Source organism: uncultured Brachyspira sp. (genome assembly GCF_934747485.1).
Lineage (GTDB): Bacteria > Spirochaetota > Brachyspiria > Brachyspirales > Brachyspiraceae > Brachyspira.
The window spans coordinates 1-17,761 of record NZ_CAKVGN010000063.1; the positions used below are offsets into that span (position 1 = coordinate 1).

The window sequence follows — 17,761 nt, forward strand, 5'->3', positions numbered from 1 at the left end:
TTTAGTTAATTAAATTATAAGGAATACCTGCTTTTTTTAAACTAAAAAACGTGCAATATGTATGGCTCCTAAACATCATAAATATTTATATGCTATTGATTTTTATTTTATTATAATATATAGTATGTGCGTAAAATTTGATATCAGATTTTTACCAAATTATAAAGATTGGAGAAAATCTATGATTCAATTATTACCTATTCTTCTTTTATCCGCATTTTTTATCGGATGCGGTCAGCAGCCTTACACTAATTCACAAAACACCACAAAAGCTAAAAACGTTATACTTTTAATTGCAGACGGACAAAGCTCTGATGTAATCACATACTCAAGATGGTTTAACGGCGGAGATTCATTAGCAATAGATGAGATGTTAAGCGGAGCAGTGAGAACACATAATGCTGATTCTCCTATAGCAGATTCAGCCCCAGCAGGTACAGCTTTAGCTACAGGCTATAAATCATCTTATCAGCAGTTTATAGGTGTATTTCCAGATGAAGCTATACTTCCTAATTCATCAATACCTACTGAAGCAAGAGCCCCTATAGCAAATGTTTTGGAGGCAGCTCAGCTTCTTGGTAAATCTACAGGAGTAATTTCTACTTCAGAAATTATGCATGCCACTCCTGCAGCTTTTTCTGCTCATGACATCACCAGAAAAGATTATGATGATTTAAGCGAACAGCAAGTGTTTCAAGATATAGATGTTATATTAGGAGGAGGGTATAAGTTTTTCACTAAAGAATATAGAAAAGACGGAAAAGATTTAATATCAGAAATGACTAATTTAGGATATTCTATAATTAGAACTTCAGATGAATTAGATTCTTTTAGAGGTGATAAAGTTGTAGGACTTTTTGCTGATGCAGATTTGGCTTATGAAATAGACAGAGAAGAAACAACTCAGCCTTCATTAGCTCAAATGACTTCAAAGGCAATAGATATACTTTCTAAAAATGATAAAGGTTTCTTCTTGATTGTGGAGGCTTCAAAAGTGGACTGGGCAGCTCATGCTAATGACCTTGTGGGATTAGCATCTGATACTTTGGCTTATGTTGATGCTGTAAAGGCGGCATTAGATTTTGCTAAAAAAGATAATAATACTATGGTTATAGCGGTAACTGACCATGGAAACAGCGGTTTTACTATGGGTAATTATGATACTTCTTCAGATTATCACAAAAGAAAATTAGAAAGTTTTATAGAGCCTGTGAAAAAAGCTTCACGTTCTGCTGAGTATGTGGCAAGAAAAATAGAAGCTGGTGAAGATATAAGAACTGCTATGCAAAAATATTATGCTATAGATGATATGACAGAAGAAGAGGTTAATTCTCTTAGAGGAAAAACAGGAGATGATTTACATTATGCTATAGGACCAATATTAGCAAAAAGAGCTTATTTAGGTTTCAGTACACATGGTCATACTGGAGAAGATGTTCCTCTATATACATATTTGCCAAATAATAAAAGAATTGTAGGACTTATAGATAACACAGATATAGCTAAAAATATTGCTTTTGCTATGGGAATAAATTTAGATGAAGCTACAAAAAAATTGTTTATGAGTGAAGATGAATTAAAGAAGGCAGGTGTAGAATTAACATCAGACGGTAATATTCTTACTATGCATATTGGTGATAAAACTGCTCAAATAATGAAAAATAGAAATATAATAATTGTAGATGGAGAGAAAAAAACTTTAGATGGTGTTGTGGTTTACAATGAATCTAAATGGTATTTTCCTTCTCAGGTCTTAGACATATTGAAATAAATATTATTTAAGGTTTTATAGAGCGTAGGTGTTTTTTAATGCTTACGCTTTTTTATTTGCAAAATTTTAATAATATAAAAAAGTTTTTTGTAATATAAATATTATTCAACATCAAATAAATTAAAAAAATATAATAATTCTGTTTTAAATTATGATATTCCTTTTGTTTACTTAAAAAATTAAGAAATACTTAATTCAATATTTCTGGCTTATACACATAATGCTAAATAATTTGTAATAAAAAAATATTTATGCTAAAATTGAGCCTACTATATAAATAAAAAGGATAAAAAATGAAAAAGTTTATTGTTATGATGTTTGTTGTGGCATTGTTTGCAACTTCTTGTTTATCGCATAGGCATATAGTTGGTAATGGACCTCAAACTGGTGTGAAGATAGAAAGAAAGCAGTGGTATGCTTTATGGGGATTAGTTCCTGTTGGTTCTATAGATACTAAAGAATTAGCAGGCGGTGCAAAGGATTATGAGATATATACTAGATGCAATGCTGGAGACTTTTTCTTAAATATTTTAACAAGTATTGTTACTTTCCAAAGCAGAACAGTAACCGTTACTAAATAAAATTTAATTATTTATATATTTATGTATTATTATAAAAATTATGATACTACATTAAGTTAGGTAAGTATTGATGAAAAGAAATATTTTTTATTTATTATTAATTTTTTTATTATTAAGCTGCAATAAAAAAGAGAATATAAATAATGTTTCTAATAATGATGCTTCAAATTATGCAGATTTATTTTCCAACAAAGAAATTAATTTTAAAAAATTAGACTTAGGACATGATATTTCTACTAATGAAAGATATTTTATTACAAATGCTTATATAAGTTTTATTCCTCCAATAGACTCTATTAAATTAACAGATGAAGAGAGAGATGATATAATTTCTAAAACAGGTTATGGAAAAGGTTACTTTGATGTTGATAGTATGTTTATAGACGAGAAAATAAAAATAACATGTTTGGCGGGATATACTAAAAAAGAGGGTGATAATCTTAATTCTTTAATTAGTTTTATAAGAAAGATGAATAATGGAAATAATTTTACAGAAGAATATTATACTATTAATGGAATAAAAAATATTCAGTTTAAAATTAATATGGATAATGCTACTAGCATACTTTATACAATCTTTGAATCTAATAATGGCTATTATTTTATATTAAATTATACGTTTCCTGTTTATTATTTGGAAGATTCTTTAATGAGGATAGCAAATTCTTTAAATAGTGTTAAATTTTAAGAGTTATCTTTTTATGAAATTAAAATTTTTTTTATATTTTTATTTCTTTTATATCTTTGTATTCATAATATAATAAAGTTATAGTTTATAATACAAACTAAGTAAAATCTAAATACTATTTTCTTTCTCAGGTTTTATATATATTAAAATAATATTATTTAAGGTTTTATAGAGCGTAGGTGTTTTTTAATGCTTACGCTTTTTATTTGCAAAATTTTAATAATATAAAAAAGTTTTTTGTAATATGTATATGATTCAAAATCAAATAAAGTAAAAAAAATTGAAATATTAATTTTTTTTAATACTTCAAGTGTAAAATAATTATTATATATTATTATTTGCATATAATATATAAAAGGAGTATATAGTATGAGTAAAAAATCAAATCATAATGCAGATATTTCAAATGCCAATAAGGGTACATCTGGAACAAATATTACATATGATAAAAATCAAGGTAATAGAGGAAAACAGTTGAACCCTAATCAGAAGAAATAAAATAAATAATTTTTTTCTGCGAGATGCCCTCAATTTTTTATTAAATTGTGGGCATTAAATAATTTTTCATTTATATTTCATTATTTTTTAGTTTTTTCATTATTACGGTAAAATAAATTATATATATTATAACAGTTGATATTAATATAGCCAAACCAAATCTCAATGTTATATTTAATAATGTTATTTCATAGGCACCTTTTAAATATAAAATAAAGTATGGAATGTTAAAGAAAGTATTAACTAAGAAAGATTGTAACAGCATATATTTTATTTGACCTATTGCATATAATAAACTTGAAATTATAGTGTAGTATGCATAACATATATAAAAAGGGAAAAGTATCATAACCAAGTTCATAACCGATTCAAGATTTTGAGCATTCATTATATATTTCATAAAATATTTATAAGTTGGTATTAAAGCTATCCATATTATCACAAATATAGTTGTTAATAATACATAAGGCTTTAAGCTTCTATTATGTTTTTTTGATAAGTCAGTTTTTATAAGCGTGCCTATTTGATTGATTGGTATTAATAGCCAAGCCCAGTAAAAAGAATTAGCAATCCAATAGTTTCCCTGTTCTCCTACAATATTTATCATTCTCACAAGCACTATACTATAAATTAAGTTTCTATAAAAAGATTCAAGTCCGGATACTACATTTAGAGAAGTAATTTTTTTATTCCATAGAAAAGTTAATTTTGTTTTAGAGAAAATATTGTATCCGCATTTATTCAATAAAAATACAGCAATTATAACTGATATTAAGTTAGATATTATGTTATTGTATGCTATACCATTAACTCCTAAGTTTAATGATATACTGTATTGAGAGACAAATAATATATCAAGAATAATAGTTAGAAACATTTTTATTGTTGTAATTGCAAATATTGATTTATAATTTTCTAAAGAAGTGTGTGCTATAATCATCAAATGAAATAGCACTATAGAAATGTTGGCAAAAGATTCTAATTTTATATATGTTGTTGTTTGAGCATATAAATCTGCTTGCTGTTTCATTGCAGTAACAAGATTTCCTGCAAATATATTTATAATTAGAGCCATTATAATATATATAAAAGTTATTATTATAATAGAGCTTCTTAATTTATTTATAAAAATTTCTTTATGATTATTAATATCATCATCTTTTATATTACCAAGAAAGAAAAATAGAGGGGCTATTATTGCTTCTTCAAAGACTTCGTATATAATTCCAAGCCACATTTGCTGTGATGCTATATTTATACCGCTTGCATTGGGGTAGCTGTCTAACAGATATATTCTAAAAGTTGAATAAATAGAAGGTATTAAAGCTTGTATGATTAGAACTATAAACAATTTAAAATTAATTTTTCTAAGTAAATTCATAAATATTTAAGTCTCCGCACTCAAAAATGATACATATCATACGTTAATATAAACATTTTATCAATAAAATTTTAGAATATAATTGTTGTTTTATAAATAAATATTCATTTTTGTATTAAAAAAGAATAATAGAATTTGATTTTTGATATTTTTTTTACTATACTTGAGTTAACATGCAGTATTTAGCTTTCTATGAACCTGCTTATCTTCTAAGCAATCACAAGTCAATAGAAAATCATAAAAACATTAATAATAAAAATAACCGCCATCATAAGGAGGAATGTTTATGGGAAAAATTTATAACCCAGAAAGTATTCGTAATGTAGCCCTATTAGGGCATGTTGGAAGTGGTAAAACTTCTTTAAATGAAGCACTTCTTTTTAGGGCCAAGTGTATTGACAAAAAAGGAGAAGTGGCAAGAGGTACTACAGTAAGCGATTATACAGACGAAGAAATTAAGCAGAAAATGTCGATTCGTACTTCTATAAGTTTTATAGAGTGGAAAGACCATAAGATTAATTTGCTGGATATTCCTGGTTCGGGTGATTTTAGCGGCGATATTAACCCAGCTTTAAGAGTTGCAGAATCATGCATTGTTGTAATAGATGCTGAGTTTGGCATACAAATAGAAACCGAAAAGCATTGGCAGATGGCTAATAATTTCAAAAGACCAAGAATTGTATTTATTAATAAAATTGATAAAGACATGGTTGATCATAAGACTTTATTAGAAAAGATAGAAAATAACTTCAAAGAGCCTCCTGTAGTGCCTATACAAATACCTATGGGTAATGGTAAAGATTTCAAAGGTATTATAGATGTTATTTATCATAAGGCTTTCTTTAGAGATGAAGAGGGTAAAATAATAGAAGCAGAGATACCAGAAGAGTATTATGATGAATATAGGGCTACAAGAGACAGATTAAAAGAACTTGTATGTGAAGTAGATGACAGTTTAACAGAAAAGTTCTTAGATGGCGGTAAGTTTACCGATGAAGAATATATAGAAGCTTTAACAAAATCTATTCTTCAATATAAGGTAGTGCCTATTCTTTTTGGTACATCTATTAGAGATATAGGAATGGGTGCTGTACTTGATACTATAATAAGATATATGCCTTCGCCTTCTTATGTACCTGTTACAGACGGTACGGACCTTTTAACTAATGAAGCAGCTACAAGGTCTATATTAGGCGACAATAATCCATTTGCAGCTTTTGTATTTAAAACTACAATAGACCAATATGCAGGACGTATTTCTTTCTTTAAAGTTCGTTCTGGAAGCATAAAAAGCGGAGATGAAATATATAATTCTAGAACAGGCAAAAAAGAAAAAGTTTCGCACATATATATAGCAAGAGGAAAAAAACAAATAGAGGCAGATACAATTACAGCAGGCGATATTGGAGTATTAGCAAAACTTTCTGATTGTAGAACAGGTGATACTATAAGCGTGCCTTCTTCACCTTTCCAATTCTTAGCTCTTAAAGTTCCTCAGCCAATATATTTTACAGCAATTAAAATACTTAAAAATGATGTAAAAGCATTAGAAGTATTAGACACTATTAGCCAAGAAGATTTAACATTCCACGTAGAGTTTGATAGCGAAACAAAAGAAACTATCATAAAAGCTATGGGAGATTTGCAAGTAAAATTGGCATTAGATAGAGTTATTGCCCTCACAAAGGCAGAGATAGAACAAAGCGTTCCAAGAGTTGCATATATAGAGACAATAAGAAAACAAGCACAAGCACAATACAGACATAAAAAACAATCAGGCGGAAGCGGACAATTTGGAGAGGTTCATTTAGAGGTTTCACCACTCCCGCGTGACGGCGGTTATGAATTTGTAAATGATATATTTGGAGGTGCTATACCTAAGCAATATATACCCGGTGTAGAAAAGGGTATACAAGATGCTTTAGCACAAGGTCCATTAGGAAGATATCCTATGGTAGATGTTAAAGTGAGAGTTTATGATGGTAAGTACCATGATGTGGATTCTAATGAATTATCATTTAGAATAGCTGCATCTATGGCTGCTAAAGAGGCTTTTAAAAATGCTTCGCCTGTGCTGCTTGAGCCTGTTATGAAGGTTACAGTTTATGTGCCTGAAGAGTTTACTGGTTCTATAATGAATGAGCTTACAGGTAAAAGAGGCAAAATTTTAGGAATGGAGGCTGCGTCAAACACTGTACAAATGATTAAGGCAGAAGTTCCGCTTTCAGAGATGCTTACTTATTCTATAGAAATGAAAGCTTCTACTTCCGGAAGGGGTACTTTTGAGATGGAGCATTCTCATTATCAAGAACTTACCGGTCCTTTGGCTGATAAGGTTATTGAAGAGCGTAAGGCTTTGCTTGGTAGTGCTGAATAAAGTTAAAAAATGTATATAAATATAAGTTGATATTTTTTATATACTATAATATAATATTTTAATAATAAATTAGGAGATTATATGCTCAAGATTATTGACAAAATAAAAAAAGAACATGTATTTGAAGACTTAGAATCAAAAGATAAGGATTCTCTTTTCAAAGCTTTAAGTGAAAAAATAGCTTCTGTTTCTTCACTTTCTACTGATTCTATATTTGATGCTTTGAAAAAGAGAGAAGATGAGTACACAACTAATATTGGTAATGGCGTTGCAGTTCCGCATGGTAGAATTCAGGGTTATGGTAAAACTGACATATTTGTAGGTTTCCTAAAAAATGAGATAAACTATGACTCAGATTCTGATGAAAAGAGTCCTGTTAAACTCGTATTTGCTATACTTTCTGATCTTGAAAACCCTCAAGATTATCTTTTAAATCTTTCTCAAATATTCTTTTTAGTTAACCAAAAAGAGATATTAGACAAAATAATAGCTACTAAGAATTTTGAAGAGTTAGAAACTGTATTAGAATCTTTCAAAAAATTAGATGAAAAATTTGAAGCAGAAAAACAAATCAAATTCTTAATCGAACTTGAAAGAGCTGAAATACAAATTAAAGCTTATGAACTTTATAGTTCTACTCACTCTCAGCAAAAATCAGATTTAGTTTTAGAAGAGTACAAAAAATATAAAGATACTATTTTAAGCAAAATTGATGTTGCTGTATTAGAAAACTATAAGAGAATTAAAGAAAATAAAGGTGAAGCTCTTGCAAAAATTGAAAATTATAAATGCAGTGCTTGTAATGTAGCTATACCTAAAATGACTGTTAATGAAGTTAGAAGACAGAATCAGATTATTATGTGTTTCCACTGCGGAAGAATATTATTCACTACTGACTAATTAATGAAAAATAATATTTTTAAAAGAATAGCTAAGGTATTTTTAATAATTTCTTTAGCTATTCTTTATATATCTTGTTCCACTAATAAACCTAGCTCTAACATTAAAGAGTTTTTTAATTATCCAAATCCTTTTAATAGTAAAGAAGAAGCATATACTACTTTTAAAGTTTCTATTGATACTGGAGAGATAATAGAAACTAATCTTTATATTTATTCTCAAGAGGGTAATTTGGTAGATGAAAAAACTATGACTATATCTACCGACAAAAAGGAAGCTACAGCAATATGGTCTGCTATAGACAAAAACGGTAATTATTTGCCTCCTTCAATATACACTTCAAAAGTTATTTTAAAAGACAATCAAGACTCCACATTTGTTAGCGAGTTCAAAACTTCTGTAATATAGTTGTTGATTTATATATTAAGAAATTTTAGTTCATCAAAAACATATTTTAGTTTTTTATTTGTGGTGGCTTTGCCCCCACACCCCCACTTCTTTTGGCGACCGAAGGAAGTACCTGTGGGTATGACCCAAAGAAGCAAAAGGACTGCATTTTTATACGAAACAATAGTGTTATGTTATATTTAATACATATTCTTAAAATATTAAGCTGTAGTATATGCGTTTTTTGTAACTTTTTGACGAAGTCTGCACCGCGGCCGAAGGGAGTACCTTTAGGTGCGAAGGCGGGAAAAAGTTGAATAAAAAAACTTATATGACAAAATATAGTTATTTCACAAAAAATCAAGAAAATATATTTGTTTCCGTATAACTATTTTTAATAAATAGAATTAAGTTTGCCGTAGGTAATAGACTTATGAAGTTTTATAGCCTCAGAGTCTGTAAGATGTGCTACATAGTCTTTTACTAATTCTTCATTGCTGCTATACGGTATATCTGCTTTTTTAAATAATTTATCTTCTTCTATAATTTCTAAATGTTTTAATAAATATTCAAATATAGTAGATATTATTCTGTTTACCCTATCAACATCTTCCAATATTTCTTTACTTTCATAAACCTTTTTAAACATAAAAGCCCTTAAATCATTAATAGCATTTAAAACTTTTGCATCTATATCTATATACATTTTTTCTATACTAGCATTAATCACTCCCATTATCATAGTATCAGCCCTCTCACCGTAACTCTTACCAAGAACATTTATTATATCTTTTGGTATATCATGATAATCTAAAAGTCCATATCTTATAGCATCATCAACATCATGATTAGCATAAGCTATAGTATCGGCAATTCTCACAATCATACCCTCATTAGTTGAAGGTCCTGATGAATCTGTAAGAAGTTTTCCTGTTTTTCCTTTAGTGTGTTTTAATATACCGTCTCTCACTTCAAATGTTAGGTTTAGTCCTTTGCCTTTTTCCAAATGTTCTATTACTCTAAGCGACTGCACAGAATGATGAAAGCCTTTGAAATATTTTGATATAGCTTTCTCTCCAGCATGTCCAAATGGTGAGTGCCCCAAATCATGTCCTAATGCTATGGCTTCTGTTAAATCTTCATTGAGTCTTAGTACTCTTGCGATACTTCTTGCTATTTGCATAACTTCTAATGTATGTGTGAGTCTTGTTCTAAAATCTCCAACAGAAAGCATTATTACTTGTGCTTTATCTTTTAACCTTCTAAAATATTCGCTATGTATGATTCTATCTCTGTCTTGCATATAAAGTGTTCTTATATCATCTTCTTCTCTTGGATGTTGGCAGCCTTTGCTATTTGAAGAAAATGATGCTGCAGGAGACAAAAAACTTCTTTCTCTTGTTTCTATATCTAATCTTATTGTTCTCAAAATCAATATCCTTTTTATATATTATGTTAATATTACATTATAATAAAAAAAATACAATTATATAAAATATTTGATGTGTTATAAACTAATGTATATTGTGACAATATTATAGATTTTATTTTTATAGTTGTAATGTGTATTTTAAATTTGTAAATTTCTTATTGTTCTTTTTCCCGCAGCAAAAAGAACCAAAAAGTGCAAATTATTTAATTTTATACGGATATTTATAAAATATTATATAATACCTAGGTACTTACTTTGGTTGACAAAAGAAGTGGGGTTCTACCCTGCGGGTACGCTTCACAGGGTGGCTAGTCCCCGAAAATAATAGCAACATAAAAACTAATTTTGACAAAACGTAAAATTTTTAGTATATATATAATTAATTTATATATATTTTCAAGCATTATAATAAAACATTTTTAGCCTTATCAATCAAAGTTTTTAATTATTTTAACTTTTTAAGCCTCTCAAAAATATCAACACTTTCTATACTTATAGCAACTATTCTCGGTATAATGTCAAGAAGATATGAACGAATAGAAACCCAATCATAATTTGTAAGGTCATTGTCTATTAATGTTTTATGATGAAGTTCCTTTTCAGGCTTTAACTTTTTAGGCTTATAATAATCGCATATCCAATCTAAAGCCGACCTGCTTCCTATTTTATAATCAAACGCTTTTGGCGGTATGTTTTTTATAATGTTTTTTGAGTCTAGTATTATTGCAGCTGTTTCTTTATTTAGTTTTAGGAAGTCGAAGAAATCATTTTTATTAGGGCTGTCTATTTTTTCAGGAATGTAGTTTAAATCGCTTTCTATTTGTAAATTGCTGTATGGTTCTATGTTTTCAAAATTAGTCTGAAGTTCAATGAGCCTTTTTCCGAGAGCAGCGAACTCTTTAAAATTGCTGTAAAGCGGTATTCGAGGATAGTCAGTTTTAAGATTATCTTCGTATTTTTGTTGGTAGCTAGGAGATGATAGCACAGCATGACAATAAGCAAAAATGTTTTCAGGGGTAGCTAATTCTTTGTATTTTTGTTCGAATATTTTCAGAGCATAATCAGTGATATTGAGTGTAGGCTCTTCGGTGTTGTATATATAGAAAGGTACTATATGAGCTCCTCCATTTCCTCCGCCTATATTAAATTTATAATCTGATAATGTATCAGTAACTATAGGATTTAAAGTTGGATTTGGAATATTATTGAATGCTAAGGCAATATTATTAGAATTTTCATTTGGAAATATTTTTTTATTCTGATAAGGTCTCTGCATTATAGGATAATCAAAATAAGTATAATTTTTTATAAATGGTCTATAGAAACATTTTCTAATATATTCTATGTTAAAATCTATTTCCTTATTTTTTATCATATAGTCTTTTGTATCGCCAACCCATTTTATAGAATAGTCTAATTTATTATTCATCTCGGCATCATTCAATTCTCTGTCAGCCCATTTTTTTCTTTCTTTATTATAAACTTTCAAAAAATATTTTATTTTCTTTTCAAGCTGTTTTTCATCAAAATCATAAGCCCAATCATCTCTTGCAGTTAATGCCCCTAAACTAAACATTTTAAAAATTGCTTTTTGTTCTATGCCTTTACCAACCTTTTGATTTTTTACGTTTTTGTCTATCAATGCTATATGCTCATAAAAGTCGTTATCTGTTTGGTTTAGCCATTGTCCTTTATCTGTCGGCACTATGTCTTCAAAATCTATTTCTGAAAGTTTTTTTATTTCAGACAAATTCAAAAGTTTTTCATATCTTCCCAAGCTGCCGCCTATGTTATAATATTTTATATCTGCTTTTTTATCTGCTGCTTTTATTTTGGCGTCTTTTATTAAAAACATTATAGCAACACCTGTTTGTATATTAAAAATATTTTCGCCTTCTCTTTTATCTTTTTTTCTTAAGTTGCCTTTTAAATCTACTATGTAAATATAATCAAAATCTTTCTGCACGCTTATTCTAAATCCGTCATCTTGCTTTGAATCTAAATAGGCATTATTTGTGATAAATGCTATTATGCCGTTGTCATCGCTTTTTATTCTGTCGCTTGCCCATCTTATAAATCTTTTATACATGTCATATTGTTTAGTTTTTTGGGCTTTGCTGTTGGCTATATATGTTAATTGTATTCTTTTATCAAGCTCTTTATAAATTTTATTTTTATTATTATCATTCTCGCTTTTTTGATTGGCATTATACGGAGGATTTCCTATTATTAAATTGATTTTTTTCTTATACTGTTTTATAGCCCTCTCCACATTTTCGCTGCTGAACTGCTCCATTTCAAAGAGTCCGCCCGATTTTCGGCTTTTTATCTGAAACTCCAAAGTATCCAAAAAACACATATTCTCAAATATTTCATAGCTGTTCATCTTTTCAAAATATGCATTTTCTATATTAAGGTTTGAAATATAATAGGGCATTATATCAATTTCATTAGAGAATAATTCATTTTTGTATTTATATTCCAAATCTTTACTATTTATATTGTTAATTATATCAGCCATAAATATTCCAGTGCCTGAACAAGGGTCTAATATATTAACATCTTTGCTGTGAAGTTTTTTATTAAAATGTTTATATAGAAGTTCATCAGAAGCCCTCACCATAAATTTTACCACTTCTATAGGTGTATATTCTATTCCCTGTATATCTGCTTTTTTTTGATTCAATGCCTTATAAAAGTCAGAGTAAAAAGTTTTTAATATATCCTGTTTATCGTCCTTACTCATCAAAGCTATATATTTTACAAGTGATTCCATATAAGAGCTTATTTTTATGCTTATCTCTGCACTTTTTTTATTTATATGAGTTAAAATATTTTCTATTGAATTGGATATAATATTATTTCTATGGAAGTTTTGATTATGAAACAGCATTGCAAATATATCTCTTGTAAGCATATGCTGAATTATCATTTCTATTGCTGTTTCTTCAGTTATTTCTGCATTTATACTTCTAACGCACATTTCTGTAAAGTCTATTAAATCATCTCTAAAGCCTTTATTATTTTTTCTTTCATTTTTAAAAAACTCTCTCAAATCATCTGCCAAATCGGGTAGTATTTTTTTCAAATTGCTGAATGCATCATAAAATTCTCTGTAGGCATTAGGCACAAAGCTGACAAATTTTAAAAGAGTTTCATGCAAAGCATTACTGTCTTTCATATCAATAGTTTCTATTCTTCTGCCTTCTTGATATAATGCTAATGTCTTAGAGTTTTCAAATATAGTATTATCTAGAGGGTATCCTTTTTTTATTTTGCTGTCTATTTCTTTTTCAAAGTCATCTTTTTCATCTTTATTTTCTATCCAGCCTATAACCATACTGTCTTTTTTTATTCTTCCGTCTGGGTATACTTTTTTATTATTTTGTGCATACTCTTTTATTTCTCTCTCTATTTTTAAGCCTTTTTCACCTGCATAAATTTTTAAAAGTTCATAAAAAAACTCTCTTATATTCTGCTCGTTACTGCTTCCAGATAATTTTGCTTCTTCTATTTGTTTATAATAATTTTCTATTGAGGCTATAGACATTATGCATTAAACTCCAATATGTATTTATAACTATATTACAGTATATTTGATATAAAAAAGCAATTATTTTAATTTTTTATAGCTAAACAACTATTTTTTATATAAGTTTTTTATTCAACTTTTTCCCGCCTTCGCACCTAAAGGTACTCCCTTCGGTCGCGGTGCGGACTTCGTCAAAGTTTTTGCCATTCTGGCACGCTTCGCGAAAGTGCAAATTATTTTATACGGTAGGAATATTCATAAAATATTATATAATACCTATTTTTGAATTAAAAATATAGTCTTTCGCGAAGCGTATCCGAAGGATATGAGCTTCTTTGGGTCATACCAAAGGTACTTCCTACGGTCGCAAAAAGAAGTGGGGTTTTACCTTGTGGGTACGCTTCGCAGGGGGCAAAGCCCCAAATATTAAAATAAAATATTAATTTTATTTTTGATAATTTATAATTGTATATAATCAAAAATACAACCATATAAAATATTTGACATAATACATATATATATTATAATTTTAGCTATGAGTAAATATATTGTTATACATAAGATAATTAATGCTTCTATATTTATGCTTTTTCCTATAGCAGCATTTATAATAATGGCACATAAGAATCTTACTTCTGGATTTAATTTAGTAATGTTAATTTTATTAAATGTTATAGAGATAGGTATTTTCATTTCTTTTATAGCCGTATCTGCAAGATGCGATTGGGGTACTAGAAAACAGCATGCATTAGTAAAGGCTTTAATTTCTTTATCTATATATGTTTTAATAATATTATTTACATTGATGATTATCATTTTCTAATTGTTGGAAAGTTTTATAATGCAGTTATTTCTTCTTTATATATATTTTATTTTTGGATATATTGCTTATCCTTTTATTTTTATAGCTTTTTCTATTATTATGTTTTTTAATAAACCAATACGAAAGGGGGCTTTATCGAGATTAGGTTTTATTTATCCTAAAGAAAATAATAAAAATGCTGTATGGATTCATGCTGTAAGTGTGGGGGAGATAGTTGCTGTTAGGGAAATGGTATTTAATTTAATTGAAAGAGGATATAATGTTTATTTATCTACAACTACTGTAGGCGGATATGATATTGCAAAAAAAAATTATGGAGATAAAGTAGAGCTTTTTTATTTAACTTTAGATTATCCGCATATGATTAATAAGCTTATAAATTTAATATCTCCAGAATATGTGATGATAGCTGAAATTGAGATATGGCCTACTATGATATATATGCTTCATAAGAGGCTTATTCCTATATTTTTAATTAATGGCAGAATTGGTAAAAAAGAACTTAAAGGTTATAAAAACTTTCAATTTTTCTTTAAGCCCTATTTTAATATGTATGCTAAAATACTTGCACAAAGTAGTATTGATATGCAAAATATGATTGCTATAGGTATGCCTAAAAAACTTATAGCTGTTACTGGAAATTTGAAATATGATATTAATTATAGTGTAGATGAAAAAAAGATAGACAGTTTAGAGAGTATGATACCTGTAAATAAAATTGTTATAGTTGCAGGAAGTACTCATAGTAATGAAGAAGAAATTATATTAAAAGCCATAGATAAAATAGGCATAAAAGATGATGTATATATTGTAATAGTGCCAAGAAATATAGAGAGGGGAGAGGATATAAAAAATACAGCTTCAAAGTTAGGATATAATTTGCCTCTTTACACTGATTATGATAGAAGTTCTGAAGATGGCATTATTATAAACACAATAGGTGAGCTTCTTAATTGGTATAAACTCTCTGACCTTGTTATAATGGGCGGTACTTTTATTGGCAATATGGGCGGGCATAATATACTTGAGGCTATTTATTTTAAAAAGGCTGTGATAGTTGGAAGGTATATGTATAACTTTATAGAGATTTACGAATATATGAAAGAGAGTGTTTTTAATTGCAAAGAAAAAGAAAATCTTCCAGAAGTTATAAAGCTTGCTTATGAGAATAAAGAGCTTAGAGAAAAATTAGCAAATAGTGCCTATGAGCTTCTTATACAGAATAACGGTGCTAGTAAAAAAACTATGGAGTTTATAGATAAATATAACGGCATAGTTTATTAATTTGTTTTTACTTTTCTATAATATAATAAAGCTATAAATGCACATATTACAGCACTAGCAGTTAAAAATATATATGCTATCTCTATAGAATACATTTCTACTATTTTACCTGTTATGATAGGGTAAATAAATATTCCTATTGAATAAGCTGTTTGATAGAATCCCATAGCAGAAGATTTTTTATCTCTGTCTATTTCTATAAGTGCCTCGCTTGTAAGATATGATGCGAGCATTCCTATTGATAGACCTGAGAGTATTTGAGAAGCTGCTATTACAAATATATTTTTTGTGAGTATTACAGACACGCAGTATAAACCCAAAAGCACAAAAGAAAATGGAACATAAAATTTTGAGCCTCTCTTGCTTGCAAATGAAGTGCTTGCTATATATGCACTCACTATTGCAAAAAACATATTAAGCAGTGATGCTATTCCAACAAGGTATGATGCACCTCCTAGTTCTTTTATTCTGTTTAGAGTAAATGACACAGATGCGGCCATATGTATGCCTTGCTCTATTATGCTTAATACTGAGAAAAATAATAATCTTTTGTTTTTTATAACTAATATTAAATCTTTTATATTGCTTTTTTTATCCCTCTTCTCTTCTTTTAAGAAAAGTGCCAATATAGTTGCAGCAAAAGCAGCCAAAGCCGCAGCAATAAGCATAAGACTCATTCCAAACTTTTGATAAAATATAGTTGCAAATAAAAAACCCAAAAACATTCCTATAACATTAGCAACCAAACATTTACTAGCTGCCATATGTTCTTTGCTTCTGTCGAAATAAGAATAATATAAAACCATATACATAAGCCAAGTAGAAGCAGCAACACCTGTTAATATATTACCAACTAAAAAGCCATTAGCAGTAGGATAAACCATTTTTATAATAGAAGAAATAGCAGAAAGTAATGAACCTAATACTATAAAAATTTTATACTTACCAAAATAATCGCTTATTATACCGAAAGGAAATCTAAGTATCATCTGTGAAGCACCATAAAGTCCAAGTATTATACCTACTATAGACGGAGTTACATTTAAAGTGTATAGATACGGTACTTGAAAAGGTATGTAAGTGTATAAAGAAAACCAGTATAGTATCATTATTATAAAAAGAGTATTAGGCATTTTGTTAATCCTTTTTATATGCTGCTTAAGTTTCTTAATGCTAAGCTAATTAAATCTTCTGTTGTTTTATTTTCTTTGTTATCTATGTTTGATAATGCTTTTAATGCTTCACTATTTGAAAAGCCTAATGATATAAGAGCTTTTATCACATCACTTTCATTTTCATTATATGATATTTTTGAAGAAGAAATATTTATATCTATCTTTTCTATTTTATCTCTAATTTCAAACAATAGCTTTTCAGCCTTTTTTACTCCCATTCCCTGAACTTTTTTAAGCATATTAATATCTTTATTAAAGAGTATATGCATTATTTCATCTATTGAATATGTAGAGATAACTTCCATTGCAAGTTTAGCCCCAACACCAGAGGCAGACATTAAAGTATTAAACATTTTTTTCTCTTCTCTTGTTTTAAAACCATAAAGCGTCATAGAATCTTCTTTATGTATTAATTGAGTGTATAGCCTTATATTATCATCATTATTAACGTTTAATTTTTTTGATACTATAATCTCGTAAGCCACCCCATTAGAACATAAAAGAGCAATGATTCCCTCTGATATTGTGCAAACTTTACCTTCTATAAAAGCAAACATATTATAAACTAGGCTCGTATTCTAATTCTTTAATTACTTCAAGCATTTTATCTGTACTAACTTTACTTTCATCATATTCCACTTCAGCACAAGCATTTTCTAAACTTACATTTACTTTGCTTACTCCCTCTAAAGCAGTAAGCTCTTCAGTAACAGCCTTAACGCAATTTTGACAGCCCATTCCTTTAATTTTGATAGTAATATTTTTCATTTATATCTCCTTAATAAAAATGTTTTAGCATTATAACAAATAATTATATACTAATTGGGCGTATTTTTCAATAAAAAATCATATGTGTTTGTGTTTAGGAGCCATAGATATTGCACGTTTTTTAGTTAAAATAAAGTAGGTATTCCTTATAATATAAATAGCTA

General features: G+C 28.4%; 15 protein-coding genes. 9 read left to right on the top strand and 6 right to left on the bottom strand.

Translation table 11 applies throughout. From position 1 onward, the window contains the following. Window positions 1-181 precede the first annotated feature (181 nt). The 4 genes from Q0H31_RS10650 (at window position 182) to Q0H31_RS10665 (ending at window position 3,538) form a co-directional block, all read left to right on the top strand. Window positions 182-1,771: an alkaline phosphatase gene (locus Q0H31_RS10650; protein WP_295298035.1), complete on the top strand. Its 1,590-nt coding sequence runs from the start codon at window positions 182-184 to the stop codon at window positions 1,769-1,771. Window positions 1,772-2,064: 293 nt separating this feature from the next. After that, complete coding sequence (locus tag Q0H31_RS10655; protein WP_295298037.1) at window positions 2,065-2,352, top strand: hypothetical protein; 288 nt, start codon at window positions 2,065-2,067, stop codon at window positions 2,350-2,352. 70 nt (window positions 2,353-2,422) lie between these two features. Continuing rightward, window positions 2,423-3,040 (top strand): hypothetical protein, encoded by a 618-nt coding sequence (locus Q0H31_RS10660; protein ID WP_295298039.1) that lies wholly within the window; start codon window positions 2,423-2,425, stop codon window positions 3,038-3,040. Window positions 3,041-3,409: 369 nt separating this feature from the next. After that, on the top strand, window positions 3,410-3,538 hold the full coding sequence (locus Q0H31_RS10665; protein ID WP_295298041.1) for a hypothetical protein: 129 nt from the start codon (window positions 3,410-3,412) through the stop codon (window positions 3,536-3,538). 70 nt (window positions 3,539-3,608) lie between these two features. Here Q0H31_RS10665 and Q0H31_RS10670 read toward each other — a convergent pair whose 3' ends face one another. After that, window positions 3,609-4,919 carry an MATE family Na+-driven efflux transporter gene (locus Q0H31_RS10670; protein WP_295298043.1) on the bottom strand — a complete coding sequence of 437 codons (1,311 nt, stop codon included), beginning with the start codon at window positions 4,917-4,919 and terminating at the stop codon, window positions 3,609-3,611. A gap of 286 nt (window positions 4,920-5,205) precedes the next feature. Between Q0H31_RS10670 and fusA the strand changes: the two genes are divergently transcribed. From fusA to Q0H31_RS10685, 3 genes are all read left to right on the top strand, one after another. Further along, window positions 5,206-7,296 carry an elongation factor G gene (fusA, locus tag Q0H31_RS10675; RefSeq protein ID WP_295298045.1) on the top strand — a complete coding sequence of 697 codons (2,091 nt, stop codon included), beginning with the start codon at window positions 5,206-5,208 and terminating at the stop codon, window positions 7,294-7,296. Window positions 7,297-7,377: 81 nt separating this feature from the next. Continuing rightward, a complete protein-coding gene (locus Q0H31_RS10680) occupies window positions 7,378-8,196 on the top strand; it encodes a PTS sugar transporter subunit IIA (RefSeq protein ID WP_295298047.1) in 819 nt (272 codons plus the stop codon). Between the two features lie 3 nt (window positions 8,197-8,199). Next, window positions 8,200-8,604: a hypothetical protein gene (locus Q0H31_RS10685; protein ID WP_295298049.1), complete on the top strand. Its 405-nt coding sequence runs from the start codon at window positions 8,200-8,202 to the stop codon at window positions 8,602-8,604. A gap of 373 nt (window positions 8,605-8,977) precedes the next feature. On the opposite strand, the gene Q0H31_RS10690 is transcribed toward Q0H31_RS10685, so the two are convergent. Both Q0H31_RS10690 and Q0H31_RS10695 read right to left on the bottom strand, forming a co-directional pair. Then, window positions 8,978-10,012: a deoxyguanosinetriphosphate triphosphohydrolase gene (locus Q0H31_RS10690; protein WP_295298051.1), complete on the bottom strand. Its 1,035-nt coding sequence runs from the start codon at window positions 10,010-10,012 to the stop codon at window positions 8,978-8,980. Between the two features lie 448 nt (window positions 10,013-10,460). Then, a complete protein-coding gene (locus Q0H31_RS10695; protein WP_295298053.1) occupies window positions 10,461-13,565 on the bottom strand; it encodes a type ISP restriction/modification enzyme in 3,105 nt (1,034 codons plus the stop codon). Window positions 13,566-14,082: 517 nt separating this feature from the next. Here Q0H31_RS10695 and Q0H31_RS10700 point away from each other — a divergent pair. After that, the gene (locus Q0H31_RS10700) at window positions 14,083-14,370 is read left to right on the top strand and encodes a hypothetical protein (RefSeq protein WP_295298054.1); all 288 of its coding nucleotides are present in this window, start codon (window positions 14,083-14,085) and stop codon (window positions 14,368-14,370) included. 18 nt (window positions 14,371-14,388) lie between these two features. After that, the gene (locus Q0H31_RS10705) at window positions 14,389-15,654 is read left to right on the top strand and encodes a glycosyltransferase N-terminal domain-containing protein (RefSeq protein WP_295298056.1); all 1,266 of its coding nucleotides are present in this window, start codon (window positions 14,389-14,391) and stop codon (window positions 15,652-15,654) included. Here the strand turns inward: Q0H31_RS10705 and Q0H31_RS10710 are convergent. From Q0H31_RS10710 to Q0H31_RS10720, 3 genes are read right to left on the bottom strand one after another with little or no spacing between them, the layout of a single operon-like run. After that, a complete protein-coding gene (locus Q0H31_RS10710; RefSeq protein WP_295298057.1) occupies window positions 15,651-16,787 on the bottom strand; it encodes a DNA translocase FtsK 4TM domain-containing protein in 1,137 nt (378 codons plus the stop codon). The genes Q0H31_RS10705 and Q0H31_RS10710 overlap by 4 nt on opposite strands. A gap of 14 nt (window positions 16,788-16,801) precedes the next feature. Further along, window positions 16,802-17,386: a Holliday junction branch migration protein RuvA gene (gene ruvA / locus Q0H31_RS10715; protein ID WP_295298058.1), complete on the bottom strand. Its 585-nt coding sequence runs from the start codon at window positions 17,384-17,386 to the stop codon at window positions 16,802-16,804. A gap of 1 nt (window position 17,387) precedes the next feature. Then, the gene (locus tag Q0H31_RS10720) at window positions 17,388-17,597 is read right to left on the bottom strand and encodes a heavy-metal-associated domain-containing protein (RefSeq protein ID WP_295298060.1); all 210 of its coding nucleotides are present in this window, start codon (window positions 17,595-17,597) and stop codon (window positions 17,388-17,390) included. Window positions 17,598-17,761 lie beyond the last annotated feature (164 nt).

Bases quoted from the DNA above. Each gene is read 5' to 3' on its own strand.
- Q0H31_RS10650 (WP_295298035.1), top strand. From the start codon at position 182: ATGATTCAATTATTACCTATTCTTCTTTTATCCGCATTTTTTATCGGA.
- Q0H31_RS10655 (WP_295298037.1), top strand. From the start codon at position 2,065: ATGAAAAAGTTTATTGTTATGATGTTTGTTGTGGCATTGTTTGCAACT.
- Q0H31_RS10660 (WP_295298039.1), top strand. From the start codon at position 2,423: ATGAAAAGAAATATTTTTTATTTATTATTAATTTTTTTATTATTAAGC.
- Q0H31_RS10665 (WP_295298041.1), top strand. From the start codon at position 3,410: ATGAGTAAAAAATCAAATCATAATGCAGATATTTCAAATGCCAATAAG.
- Q0H31_RS10670 (WP_295298043.1), bottom strand. From the start codon at position 4,919: ATGAATTTACTTAGAAAAATTAATTTTAAATTGTTTATAGTTCTAATC.
- fusA (WP_295298045.1), top strand. From the start codon at position 5,206: ATGGGAAAAATTTATAACCCAGAAAGTATTCGTAATGTAGCCCTATTA.
- Q0H31_RS10680 (WP_295298047.1), top strand. From the start codon at position 7,378: ATGCTCAAGATTATTGACAAAATAAAAAAAGAACATGTATTTGAAGAC.
- Q0H31_RS10685 (WP_295298049.1), top strand. From the start codon at position 8,200: ATGAAAAATAATATTTTTAAAAGAATAGCTAAGGTATTTTTAATAATT.
- Q0H31_RS10695 (WP_295298053.1), bottom strand. From the start codon at position 13,565: ATGTCTATAGCCTCAATAGAAAATTATTATAAACAAATAGAAGAAGCA.
- Q0H31_RS10700 (WP_295298054.1), top strand. From the start codon at position 14,083: ATGAGTAAATATATTGTTATACATAAGATAATTAATGCTTCTATATTT.
- Q0H31_RS10705 (WP_295298056.1), top strand. From the start codon at position 14,389: ATGCAGTTATTTCTTCTTTATATATATTTTATTTTTGGATATATTGCT.
- Q0H31_RS10710 (WP_295298057.1), bottom strand. From the start codon at position 16,787: ATGCCTAATACTCTTTTTATAATAATGATACTATACTGGTTTTCTTTA.
- ruvA (WP_295298058.1), bottom strand. From the start codon at position 17,386: ATGTTTGCTTTTATAGAAGGTAAAGTTTGCACAATATCAGAGGGAATC.
- Q0H31_RS10720 (WP_295298060.1), bottom strand. From the start codon at position 17,597: ATGAAAAATATTACTATCAAAATTAAAGGAATGGGCTGTCAAAATTGC.